The sequence below is a fragment of the Sinorhizobium terangae genome (assembly GCF_029714365.1).
Lineage (GTDB): Bacteria > Pseudomonadota > Alphaproteobacteria > Rhizobiales > Rhizobiaceae > Sinorhizobium > Sinorhizobium terangae.
Map to the genome: position 1 here is coordinate 2,973,420 of NZ_CP121659.1, position 11,830 is coordinate 2,985,249.

Sequence of the window (11,830 nt, forward strand, 5' to 3'; positions counted from 1 at the left end):
GACAGGCAGAACGGGAGAGCCTCATGATCAGACATATACGGACCGGCCTCATGACCGCGTCTATTCTCGCCCTTTCTTCGGGCGCCGCCTTCGCCGATTATGAATTGAACATCCTGCACATCAACGATCTTCACTCCCGCATCGAGTCGATCAACAAGTTCGAGTCGACCTGCTCGGCGGAAGAAGAAGGCAAGAACGAGTGCTTTGGTGGCGTCGCCCGCCTGAAGACGCTGATCGACCAGAAACGCCAGGAGCTGACGGGCAAGAACCTGCTTCTTCTCAATGCCGGCGACAATTTCCAGGGCTCGCTCTTCTTCACCACCTACAAGGGCGCGGCAGAAGCGGAATTCCTGAACCTGATGAAGTTCGATGCGATGACCGTCGGCAACCACGAATTCGACGAAAGCGAAGACGGGCTCGCGAGCTTCCTCGACAAGGTCACCTTCCCGGTCGTAACCGCCAACGTGCTGCCGAGCTACAAGTCGAAGATCGGCGACCGGATCAAGCCGTCGATCGTGCTCGATGTCGGCGGACAGAAGATCGGCATCGTCGGCGCGGTCGCCAACGACACGCCCGAGCTTTCTTCTCCCGGGCCGGACATCCTGATCGGTGAAGATGTCGCGACGATTACGAGTGCGGTGGAGGAACTCAAGAAGCAGGGCGTCAACAAGATCATCGCGCTGACCCATGTCGGCTATCCGCGCGACCTCGCCGCCATCGCCAAGATCCCGGACATCGACGTTGTCGTCGGCGGCCACTCCCACAGCCTGCTGTCGAACACCGATGAGAAGGCGGAAGGCCCATATCCGACCATGGTCGAAAATCCCGGCGGCTACAAGGTGCCGGTGGTGCAAGCCGGGTCCTATAGCAAATATCTCGGCGACCTCGTCGTGACCTTCGATGACAGCGGCGTCGTGAAGGCCGCCAAGGGCGATCCGATCCTCATCGACTCCTCGGTGAAGCCCGACGAAGCCGTGCTTGCCCGTATCAAGGAACTCGCCAAGCCGATCGAAGAGCTGCGCACCAAGGTTATCGCCAAGACCGAGGCGCCGATCGACGGTTCGCGCGAGAATTGCCGCGCCAAGGAATGCGAAATGGGCACACTGGTGGCCGACGCCATGCTCGACCGCGCCAAGGGCCAGGGTGTCACGATCGCCATCACCAACGGCGGCGGACTGCGCGCCTCGATCGACGCGGGCGACGTGACCATGGGCGAAGCCATCACCGTGCTTCCCTTCCAGAATACGCTTGCGACCTTCCAGTTGAAGGGCGCGGACATTCGCGCTGCGCTGGAGAACGGCTTGAGCCAGGTCGAAGAGGGCGGCGGACGCTTCCCACAGGTGGCCGGCATGAAATTTTCCTTCGACCGCTCCAAGCCGGCCGGCAGCCGGCTCGTGTCTGTCGAGGTGAAGGAGGGCGAAACCTTCGTTCCGCTCGACCCCGAAAAGACCTATTCGCTCGTCAGCAACAATTTCATGCGCGGCGGCGGCGACGGTTATGCCGTCTTCAAGACCAAAGGCGAGAACGCCTACGACTATGGTCCGGGACTGGAGACCGTGCTCGCTGACTATCTCGCGGCACACCAGCCGTTCAAGCCTCATACAGATGGCCGCATCACCGAAGTCGCCGCGGCGGCAGGTGCACCGGCCAGCGGCACGGCGGCGCCGTCCACCGAGACGAAACCGGCAGAGAGCACAGCCGCCGCACCGGCGCAGCCTTCAACGGGGGCCGCAGCCGGCGGGCCGCAGAAGCATGTCATCGCCAGGGGTGACACGCTTTGGGATCTTGCCGAGTCCTACTATGGCGACGGCGTGCTTTGGCACAGGATCTCCGAAGCCAACGGCGACCCCGCTCCGCGCCGGCTCGAAATTGGCCGCGAGCTCGCAATTCCGGCCAAGTAAGACAATTTGCCCCTGACAGATCGGCCGGCGCGGTCTTCCCTGCGCCGGCTTTTCTTTTTAGAAGGGTTTGAAAATGAAGGCGCCGGCAACCAAGAGGCGCCCATGAGGACCGAGATGACCCACGCCGAACCGAGCACCGACCAAGCTGCCCTGAAATCCGGGAAGATCGGCGTGCTGCTTGTCAATCTCGGAACCCCGGACGGTACCGACTACACCTCCATGCGCCGCTACCTCAAGGAGTTCCTGAGTGACAGGCGCGTCATCGAATGGTCGCGTCTCTATTGGTATCCGATCCTCTACGGCATCGTGCTCAACACCCGCCCCGGCAAGGTCGGCAAAGCCTACGAGGTGATCTGGAACAAGGAACGCAACGAAAGCTGGTTGCGCACCTACACCCGCAACCAGGCCGAACTGATGGCGAAGGCCTTTGCCAATCGGCCGGAGGTCGTGGTCGACTGGGCGATGCGCTACGGCCAGCCGTCGATTGCTGCGCGCATGGAGGCGCTGCAGCAGCAAGGTTGCGATCGCGTCCTCGTTTTCCCACTTTATCCGCAATATGCCGCAGCCACGACCGCGACGGTCAACGACAAGGCCTTCGAGGCGCTTTTGAAGATGCGCTGGCAGCCGGCGCTGCGCACCGTTCCGGCCTATCCCGGCGACCCGGTCTATATCGATGCGCTCGCCGCCTCGATCAGCAAGCATCTCGCAACGCTCGACTGGGAGCCGGAAGTCGTGCTCGCCTCCTTCCACGGCATTCCGAAGAGCTATTCCGACCAGGGCGATCCCTATTATCTCCAGTGTCAGGAGACAGCACGGCTGCTGCGCGCGAAGCTCGGCTGGCCGGAGGCTAAGCTGCAGGTTACCTTCCAGTCCCGCTTCGGCCCGGAGGAGTGGTTGCAGCCCTATACCGACAAGACGATCGAGAAGCTGGCGAAGGACGGCGTCAAGCGCCTTGCCGTCATCAACCCCGGCTTCGTCTCCGACTGTCTGGAGACGCTGGAGGAAATCGCCGGCCAAGCCGCCGAAAGCTTCCACCACAACGGCGGCGAGAAATTTGCGCATATTCCCTGCCTGAACGACAGCGCCGAAGGCATGGCAGTGCTCAATCACGTGGTCCGCCGCGAGCTTGAGGGCTGGCTCTGATAGACCCGTCTCTGCACACCGCTTGAATTCTCCCGGCGAATCGCCACGTCATATCCTAGGGGCACTCCAAACGTTGGAGTTGCGAAGAGGGAGATATGTCGGTGGGCGGCATGGATATCGCAGTCATTGCATTCGTCGTTCTCGTCATCCTGGTGCTCTTTGCCGGGATCAAGACGGTGCCGCAGGGCTATCAATACACTGTCGAACGCTTCGGGCGCTACACGAAGACCATGGAGCCGGGGCTGAACCTGATCATTCCCTTCATCGATCGCATCGGGGCGAAGATGAACGTGATGGAGCAGGTTCTCGACGTGCCGACCCAGGAGGTCATCACCAAGGACAATGCCAGCGTGTCGGCCGATGCGGTCGCCTTTTATCAGGTGCTGAACCCTGCCCAGGCCGCCTATCAGGTGGCCCATCTCGAGAATGCCCTCCTCAACCTGACGATGACCAACATCCGCTCGGTGATGGGCTCGATGGACCTCGACGAGTTGCTTTCCAATCGCGACACGATCAACGACCGCCTGCTCCGCGTCGTCGACGAGGCCGCCAGTCCTTGGGGAATCAAGATCACCCGCGTCGAGATCAAGGACATCGCGCCGCCGACGGACCTGGTCGAGGCAATGGCCCGGCAGATGAAGGCGGAACGCGAAAAGCGCGCGCAGGTGCTGGAGGCGGAAGGCGCCCGCAACGCGCAGATCCTGCGCGCCGAGGGCGCCAAGCAATCGGCGATCCTTGAGGCCGAGGGTCAGCGCGAAGCTGCCTATCGCGAGGCGGAGGCGCGCGAGCGCCTGGCGGAGGCAGAAGCCAAGGCAACCCGCATGGTATCCGAAGCGATTGCCGCCGGCGACGTGCAGGCGATCAACTATTTCGTCGCGCAAAAGTACACCGAGGCGCTCGCTTCCATCGGCACGGCAAACAATCAGAAGATCGTGCTGATGCCGATGGAGGCCTCCTCGCTGATAGGCTCGCTCGGTGGCATCGGCGCCATCGCCAGGGAGATCTTCGGCGATGCCCAGCCTAGCGCGCCTCGCCCGCGCCAGTCGACGCCGCGCACGGGTCCGGCCGCCAATTCCACCGAACCGACCTCTTGAGGGCGCCCCATGATCGCACGCATCGTCCTCGAACTCGGACCCTGGAGCTGGTGGGTGCTCGGTCTCGTCCTGCTGGCGGCGGAATTGGTGTTGCCAGGCGTCTTTCTCGTCTGGATCGGGTTCGCAGCGCTCGCTACCGGCAGCCTGTCCCTCCTCCTCTGGGATGCCGCATTCTGGGTCTGGGAGATCCAGGTCGTCGTCTTCGCGCTGCATTCGGTGTTCGCGGTGCTCATCGGGCGGCGCTTCGTCTCCTCCTCGGTCGGGAGCGACGAGCCGCTGCTCAACAAGCGGGGCGAAAGCCTCGTCGGCCGCACGGCGGTTTTGGAGCAGCCGATCGCCGAGGGCCGAGGGCGCGTCCGCTTGGACGACACGACCTGGTCGGTCGAAGGGCCGGATCTGCCGATCGGCACGCGCGTGCGCATCGTGGCAAGCAGCGGCCGCCATCTCACCGTCGAGCGCGCCTGAGCGCATCGCCAAAATGGTCCGGAAACCCGATTTTCCTTTTGGAAACGATTGGTTAACCACGCGCCTTTACGGTTGCGAAACGATTGCAATCACGGTTTCGCGGACAGACGGCGCATGGAGCCCATAATTTCACGCTCGATCACGGCGGGCGCCTTGCGTCCGAGGATGCGGGCGTGGCTTCTGGCGGGCTGCGCTCTCTTCGCCGGCACGTCCGCCGGCGCGCAAAGCCTCGACAATCCACCGATTGCCGGCACCGCAGCAGGCATCACCGGCGCAACGGGCAATACCGCTGCGATCACGGATCCGGAAACGACCGGCGCCGTTGCCGCCAGCGATCTTCCTCCGGCGCTCGACGAGGACTTTAACCGCCTGAACCGGCGTGAGGAGACGATCGATGGCCTCCGCACGCGCATCGACCCCTACGAGGGCCAGGCACCGGGCATCCGTATCGGTACCTTCGTCCTGAAGCCCGCTCTCAGCGAAACCTTCAATCATGAGCGCCAGAAGACGGGGAGCCAGAGCGAGAGCCGCAGCTTCATCGAGACCGGTCTCAAGGGATCGCTGACCTCCGACTGGTCCCGCCATCAGTTGAGCGTCACTGGCGAAGGCGTCCTGCAGAACAACACGTCCGGCGAGGGCGAGGAAGAACCGCGCGCGGATGTCGACGCCGAACTGCGCCTCGACCTCAGTGACCAGACGACCGCCCGGCTGACGACGGGCTACAGCTTCGAGCGGGAAGACGCCAACGATCCCAACGCCATTGCCAATGCCGAAACCCAATCCGGCGTCAACATCTATCGTCTGGGCGCAGCAGTCGAGCGCGATTACGGCCTCATTCGCGGATCACTCGGCGTCGATTTCGAGCGCCGGACCTATGGCGATGTCGAGCTCGACAATGGTACAAGCCTTTCCGTCGAGGACCGCAACCGCAATATCGGCATCCTGGACGCGCGCATCGGCTACGAGCTGTCTCCTGCCCTCATCCCCTTCCTTGAAGCCTCAGTTGGCAAATCGAACTACGATCTGCGCGAGGACACGCTCGGCTTCGAACGGTCCTATCAAAGCTATGCGGGACGTGCCGGGCTTGAGGTCGACCTGGGCGAAAAGCTAAACGGCGAACTCGCACTCGGCTATGGAACCTATCGTTTCGACGACGACCGTCTGGGCGATCTTCGCGGCCTTTCGGCGGACGGGCGGGTCAACTGGTCGCCGCAGCGCGGTACGGATGTCCTGCTCGGTCTCGCAACCTACCTCGACCCTTCGACGACGCCGGGCGACGCAGGTTCGATCAACTACGAGCTGACGAGCATCGTCACCCGACAACTGCGTTCGACGCTGGTTGCCCGCCTGTCGAACAGCCTGACGCTGCGCAACTTCCCCTCGGATGCCACATCCTCCGACGAAGCCACCTGGCGAACCGGCGCCGGCCTGACCTGGGACGTGACTCGCTATCTCGCACTCACCGGCGACGTCAGTTACGAACGCACGAACCGGGACCGCGGCGAGTCAACCGATACCGCCCGCATCGGCGTCGGACTGACGCTGAGGCGCTAATGCCTGTCGCCCAAAGTGTGCAGCGGCTTCGGGCGACGACATGCGTAAAAGCAATGACTTAAAGCGCGTCGCGCATGAGTACGATCGAACGCGACGCGCTTGGGAGCGGGATGAGGAAAAGTGTGTGCGGTTTTCCGCACGGCACCGCGCAGTCGCAATAAATTGGCCGCGCCTTTCGACGCGGCCTGGATTCGCCGTCCGTAGAGATCACTTCAGGCTTTGCAGCAATGCCTTCAGCGGTCCTTCGACGGTGGGCCGAATGTCGCCGCGCTCGAGCGCGAAGGCAACGTTCGCGAGGATGAATCCGTCCTTCGCCCCGCAGTCATAGGTGTCGCCGCGGAAGTGATAGGCGGCGAAAGGCTGGGCGCCGGAAAGCTTCACCATGCCATCGGTCAGCTGGATCTCGTTGCCGGCGCCGCGCTCCTGCCGTTCCAGAATCGGGAAGATCTCCGGCTGCAGGATGTAGCGGCCGTTGATGAAGAAGTTCGAAGGTGCGGTACCTGGCGCGGGCTTCTCGACCATCTTGGTGATCTTGAAGCCTTCGCCGATCTTGTCGCCGACGCCGACGATGCCGTATTTGTGGGCCTGGTCGGGCGCACATTCCTCAACGGCGACCACATTGCCGCCGCTCTGCTCATAGAGCTCGACCATGCCCTTGAGGCAGCCCTTCTCACCCTTCATGATCATGTCGGGCAAAAGCAGCGCGAAGGGTTCGTTGCCGACGAGATCGCGCGCGCACCAGACCGCATGGCCGAGGCCGAGCGGCGCCTGCTGGCGTGTGAAACTGGTGGTGCCCGCCTTCGGCAATATGGCCTCCAGAAGCTCGATTTCCGCCTTCTTGTTGCGTTCGCGGAGTGTCTGGTCGAGTTCGACTTGGATGTCGAAATAGTCCTCGATCACCGCCTTGCTGCGGCCGGTCACGAAGATCAGATGCTCAATGCCCGCTTCCAGCGCCTCGTCGACGACATATTGGATGACCGGCTTGTCCACCACCGTCAGCATCTCCTTCGGCACGGCCTTGGTTGCCGGCAGGAAACGCGTGCCAAGTCCCGCCACAGGGAACACGGCTTTGCGGACTTTACGCTTGTCGGTCATGGACACCTCCTTGCAGTGTTTCTCAACTCTAGCCCGAAAAAGACAAATTGGACTGGATTTAGTCGCCGATCGCTATTTTTTTGCAAAAGACGGCGACGTGCCTTATTCATGGTAAAGACTTTGTTGACTTCGTTTCTGTAGGCTTCTCCCCTGATCCGATGCGATTTCCGCTGTTCGGAGTGAAGAAGAAACCGCAAGCTGCCCCTTCGCGGCCTGCTGCGGGCGACATTGCAAACCCGGAGTATTCCGTCCGGCATGAACGCCGGCTGAACGCTCGCTGAGAAACGGAACCGATAGCTGATGATCACAACCCGCAGGACGTTCTTTAGCCATATCGCCGCCGCCCTCATCGTTACCGCCGCCACGTTTGGCTCAGCACCTGCACATGCAGACACCGGCTTCCAGACCTGGATCAACAATTTCTACGCGACCGCCGCCAAGAGCGGCATCACCCAGGCGACCTACCGCAAGGCCTTCGCCGGCGTGAAGACGCCTGATCCCGTAGTGCTCGAAAAGGCGAACTTCCAGCCTGAGTTCAAGCACAAGATCTGGGAATATATCGACTCGCGTGTCAATCCGTACACGAAGCGCGTCGGCCAGGAAATGGCCGCCGAGCATGCCCGCACGCTCAACGCGCTTGAACGACACTTCGGCGTCGACAGGAACGTTCTGCTCGCAATCTGGTCGATGGAAACGAACTATGGCGCCGTCCTCCAGAAGGATGACCGGCTGCACTATGTGCCGCGCGCACTGGCGACGCTCGCCTATGCCGATCAGAAGCGGTCCAAATATGCCAAGGCGCAATTGATCGCGGCCTTGAAGATCCTCCAGAGCGGTGACATCACCCCGCGCGAACTGACCGGGTCCTGGGCGGGCGCCATGGGACACACGCAGTTCATTCCGACGAGCTACCTGCTTTATGCGGTCGATGCGGACGGAAACGGGCACCGCGACATCTGGAATTCGGTCCCGGACGCATTGGCCACAGCCGCCAACCTCCTGAGGAAGAACGGATGGCAGCCCGGCGAGACCTGGGGATACGAAGTCGTGCCGCCGGCGAATGCAGCGAAATATTCCGGCCAGACGAAGACGCTCGGCCAATGGGCGGCGCTCGGCTTCCTCCGGCCGAACGGCAAGGGTTTTCGCAGCCCGAACACGCGCGCCGAACTCAAGCTTCCAGGTGGCAGCGGCGGTCCCGGCTTCCTGATGACGCGCAACTTCTTCGTCATCAAGCGCTACAACGCGTCCGATTCCTATGCGCTCGGCGTCGGGTTGCTGGCAGACCAGATCGCCGGCTATGCGGGCATGCAGCAGCGCTGGCCGCGCCCGGACGGATCGCTCGATATCAGCGAAAAGTTCGAACTGCAGAACCGCCTGAAGGAGCTCGGCTACTACGACGGTGAAGTCGACGGCAATTTCGGCTCGGGCTCCAAGGCCGCGATCCAGGCCTTCCAGACCCAGAACGGCCTGACGCCGGACGGCGAACCGACGCAGCACCTCCTGCGCGCCCTGCGCAACTGACCGCACCTCGCGGAATTTTACCCCGCTCACGGCGATTTCCGATCATTCGGTCCCAAATCACCGTGATTTGGCGTATGGTGGAGGTGTGCGTGCGCCACGCGTCTCATTGACGCAAAGGTTGCCGAGTACTTTGAATTGCTGCGTTCGACGGTGAAAGCGATCATGTTGCCAATCAAAAACGCACCGATGAGACGGTTCCTGCGTCCGTTTCGTCTAGCGCCGATCTTCATGGGTGCGGCAGCGATGCTTTTTGCCGGTCTTTTTGCCACGGTGGCGGAAGCGCAGGAGCCGATGCCGCGCCGGAATGTCCTGCAGAGGCTCTTCGGCGTCTTCATCCCCCAAAGACGCTATTACCAGGAGCAATACGACTTTCCCCGTCAGCCGCAGCCACGACGCGTGCTCAAGCGCCGTCAGCAGCCGACAGAGCCGCAGCGCGCGCGCCCTGGCCGCGCCAAGCCTCGGCTCGCCGACGCGCCGCCGCCAGCACCGGTCATCGCAAAATCGCCGGATGCAAAGAAGGTCCTGGTCGTCGGCGACTTCGTTGCCGGAAGCCTCGGCGACGGCCTCAAGACTGCGTTCGAAACGACGCCGGGGGTTGTGATCGAGACGCGCGCCAACGGTTCCTCTGGCCTTGTCCGCAACGACTATTTCGACTGGCCGAAGATGCTACCGGACTATGCCGCGGAGGTGAAACCATCCGTTATCGTCGTCAGCCTCGGCGCAAACGACCGCCAGATGATGCGGATTGGCGACTCGAAGGAGCAGTTCCGCACTGATCTCTGGACAGAGGAATACCGTAAGCGGGTGAACGCGCTCGCGACTCTGGCGCGCAAGGACGGATTGCCGGTTCTCTGGGTCGGCATGCCGCCGTTCCAGTCGAGCGCCATGACCGCCGACATGGTGACGTTCAATGGCCTCTTCCGCGAAGAGGTGGAGAAGGCCGGCGGCCAGTTTATCGATATCTGGGATGGTTTCGTCGACGAGGGCGGCAAATTCGTCCTGACCGGCTCCGACATCAACGGTCAGCAGGTCCGCCTGCGCGGCTCGGACGGCATCAATCTCACCAAGGCCGGCAAGCGCAAGCTCGCCTTCTATGTGGAGAAGGATATCCGCAAACTGCTCGGCGAGGCGGCCGCCACGACCGACGTGCCGGGTGCCGAGGAACTGAAGGACCTGGTCGTCACGGCTCCGCTTGCCAACGAGGATATCGTCAAGACGCAGCCGATCAGCCTGACCGATCCGGCACTTGACGGCGCGACCGCCTTGCTCGGGGGCGATGCGCCCTTGAAGAGCACCGGCAAGAGCCCGCGCGACCTGCTTATCGAGAAGGGCGAGGTCGTCGCCGCACCGCCCGGACGCGTCGATGATTTCCGGCTCGCAAAGCCGGAGACGGTGGTAAGCGGCCGGTGAGCGCCGCGAAAGTCCTGCCCAGATTTGCCCCTCATCCGGCCTGCCGGCCACCTTCTCCCGCAAGCGGGGCGAAGGGACTCGCGGCGATGCTCTGCCCAAAGTCCCCTCTCCCGGCACGCGGGGAGAGGGTTAGGGTGAGGGGCAATCCAGGAAGATGAACGCCTACCGCGGCAGGATGCTCGACCCCATCAGCGCTTCGTCAATGGCCCGGGCCGCCTGTCGGCCTTCGCGAATCGCCCAGACGACGAGCGACTGGCCGCGGCGAACGTCGCCGGCGGTCCAGAGCTTGTCGACCGACGTCTTGTAGTCCCGCTCGTTGGCGACGACATTGGTCGAGCCGCGCCGGTCGGTGTTGAGCGTCAGCTTGTCGCCGAGATCCTTGAGCACGCTGTTCACGAAAGGACCGCGGAAACCGATGGCGATGAAGGCGAGGTCGGCCTTGATGATGAACTCGGTTCCGGCGATCGGCTTGCGGCGCTCGTCCACCTGACAGCACTTGACGCCGGTCAGCACACCGTCCTCGTCACCGATGAACTCCAGCGTGGCGACTTGGAACTCGCGAACGGCACCCTCCGCTTGGCTCGAGGAGGTGCGCATCTTCGTCGCCCAGAACGGCCAGACGGCGAGCTTGTCTTCCTTTTCCGGCGGTTGCGGACGAATGTCGAGCTGCGTCACCTTGACCGCACCCTGGCGGAAGGCCGTGCCGACGCAGTCGGACGCGGTATCGCCACCGCCGACGACGACGACATGCTTGCCGCCGGCGAGGATCGGGTCGGATGGCCAGCCGACGCTGTCGACGTTTTCGCGGCCGACGCGGCGGTTCTGCTGCACCAGATACGGCATTGCATCGTGCACGCCGGCAAATTCCACGCCCGGAATTCCGGCGTCGCGCGGGGTCTCGGAGCCGCCGCAATAAAGAACAGCGTCACAGTCGTCGAGAAGCTTCTGCACCGGCAGGTCGACACCGATATTGATGCCGCAATGGAAGGTCACGCCCTCGCCCCGCATCTGCTCGACGCGGCGATCGATGAAGTTTTTCTCCATCTTGAAATCCGGAATGCCATAGCGCAGCAGCCCGCCGGGCTTCGATTCGCGCTCGTAGACATGGACTTCGTGGCCGGCGCGGGCAAGCTGCTGGGCAGCCGCCATGCCGGCCGGGCCCGAGCCGATGATCGCGACCTTCTTGCCGGTCTTGGTCACGGCCGGCTGGGGCACGATGTATCCCATTTCGTAGGCCTTGTCGGCGATCGCCTGCTCGACCGTCTTGATCGCGACCGGCACATCCTCAAGGTTCAGCGTGCAGGCTTCCTCGCACGGTGCCGGGCAGACACGGCCGGTGAATTCCGGGAAGTTGTTGGTCGAGTGCAGGTTGCGGATCGCCTCGTCCCAGTTGCCGTTGTAGACGAGGTCGTTCCAATCCGGGATCTGGTTGTGCACCGGGCAGCCGGTCGGGCCATGGCAATAGGGGATGCCGCAGTCCATGCAGCGCGCGGCCTGCTTCTGCACCTCCTGATCGGACATTGGAATGGTGAATTCACGGAAATGGCGGATGCGGTCCGACGCCGGCTGGTACTTCGCCACCTGCCGATCGATCTCGAGAAATCCAGTTACCTTACCCATCGTATCATCCTGAAAGCTTCGCGTCTG

9 protein-coding genes are annotated in these 11,830 nt (G+C 62.8%); 7 read left to right on the top strand and 2 right to left on the bottom strand.

The features are described from left to right. Positions 1–23 precede the first annotated feature (23 nt). From QA637_RS14215 to QA637_RS14235, 5 genes are all read left to right on the top strand, one after another. Positions 24–1,901: a 5'-nucleotidase C-terminal domain-containing protein gene (locus tag QA637_RS14215; protein ID WP_153439371.1), complete on the top strand. Its 1,878-nt coding sequence runs from the start codon at positions 24–26 to the stop codon at positions 1,899–1,901. 114 nt (positions 1,902–2,015) lie between these two features. Continuing rightward, positions 2,016–3,044: a ferrochelatase gene (hemH, locus tag QA637_RS14220; protein ID WP_153439464.1), complete on the top strand. Its 1,029-nt coding sequence runs from the start codon at positions 2,016–2,018 to the stop codon at positions 3,042–3,044. A 101-nt stretch (positions 3,045–3,145) separates the two neighbouring features. Further along, positions 3,146–4,138, top strand: a complete 993-nt coding sequence (locus QA637_RS14225) for an SPFH domain-containing protein (RefSeq protein ID WP_184108593.1) — start codon at positions 3,146–3,148, stop codon at positions 4,136–4,138. Between the two features lie 9 nt (positions 4,139–4,147). Next, positions 4,148–4,603: an NfeD family protein gene (locus tag QA637_RS14230; protein WP_153439375.1), complete on the top strand. Its 456-nt coding sequence runs from the start codon at positions 4,148–4,150 to the stop codon at positions 4,601–4,603. Between the two features lie 114 nt (positions 4,604–4,717). Next, positions 4,718–6,157 carry an outer membrane beta-barrel protein gene (locus QA637_RS14235; protein ID WP_153439377.1) on the top strand — a complete coding sequence of 480 codons (1,440 nt, stop codon included), beginning with the start codon at positions 4,718–4,720 and terminating at the stop codon, positions 6,155–6,157. A 207-nt stretch (positions 6,158–6,364) separates the two neighbouring features. On the opposite strand, the gene galU is transcribed toward QA637_RS14235, so the two are convergent. Continuing rightward, the gene (gene galU, locus QA637_RS14240; protein ID WP_153439379.1) at positions 6,365–7,252 is read right to left on the bottom strand and encodes a UTP--glucose-1-phosphate uridylyltransferase GalU; all 888 of its coding nucleotides are present in this window, start codon (positions 7,250–7,252) and stop codon (positions 6,365–6,367) included. 300 nt (positions 7,253–7,552) lie between these two features. Between galU and QA637_RS14245 the strand changes: the two genes are divergently transcribed. Beyond that, on the top strand, positions 7,553–8,773 hold the full coding sequence (locus tag QA637_RS14245) for a lytic murein transglycosylase (protein WP_153439381.1): 1,221 nt from the start codon (positions 7,553–7,555) through the stop codon (positions 8,771–8,773). A 162-nt stretch (positions 8,774–8,935) separates the two neighbouring features. Beyond that, entirely contained in the window at positions 8,936–10,183 is a 1,248-nt protein-coding gene (locus QA637_RS14250) for an SGNH/GDSL hydrolase family protein (protein WP_283061879.1), read from the top strand. Positions 10,184–10,345: 162 nt separating this feature from the next. Here QA637_RS14250 and QA637_RS14255 read toward each other — a convergent pair whose 3' ends face one another. Further along, the gene (locus tag QA637_RS14255) at positions 10,346–11,803 is read right to left on the bottom strand and encodes a glutamate synthase subunit beta (RefSeq protein WP_153439385.1); all 1,458 of its coding nucleotides are present in this window, start codon (positions 11,801–11,803) and stop codon (positions 10,346–10,348) included. Positions 11,804–11,830 lie beyond the last annotated feature (27 nt).

What these genes read in the sequence shown, in the direction of transcription:
- QA637_RS14245 (WP_153439381.1), top strand. Translation starts at nt 7,553, where the DNA reads ATGATCACAACCCGCAGGACGTTCTTTAGCCATATCGCCGCCGCCCTC.
- QA637_RS14235 (WP_153439377.1), top strand. Translation starts at nt 4,718, where the DNA reads ATGGAGCCCATAATTTCACGCTCGATCACGGCGGGCGCCTTGCGTCCG.
- QA637_RS14250 (WP_283061879.1), top strand. Translation starts at nt 8,936, where the DNA reads ATGTTGCCAATCAAAAACGCACCGATGAGACGGTTCCTGCGTCCGTTT.
- QA637_RS14255 (WP_153439385.1), bottom strand. Translation starts at nt 11,803, where the DNA reads ATGGGTAAGGTAACTGGATTTCTCGAGATCGATCGGCAGGTGGCGAAG.
- QA637_RS14215 (WP_153439371.1), top strand. Translation starts at nt 24, where the DNA reads ATGATCAGACATATACGGACCGGCCTCATGACCGCGTCTATTCTCGCC.
- QA637_RS14230 (WP_153439375.1), top strand. Translation starts at nt 4,148, where the DNA reads ATGATCGCACGCATCGTCCTCGAACTCGGACCCTGGAGCTGGTGGGTG.
- galU (WP_153439379.1), bottom strand. Translation starts at nt 7,252, where the DNA reads ATGACCGACAAGCGTAAAGTCCGCAAAGCCGTGTTCCCTGTGGCGGGA.
- hemH (WP_153439464.1), top strand. Translation starts at nt 2,016, where the DNA reads ATGACCCACGCCGAACCGAGCACCGACCAAGCTGCCCTGAAATCCGGG.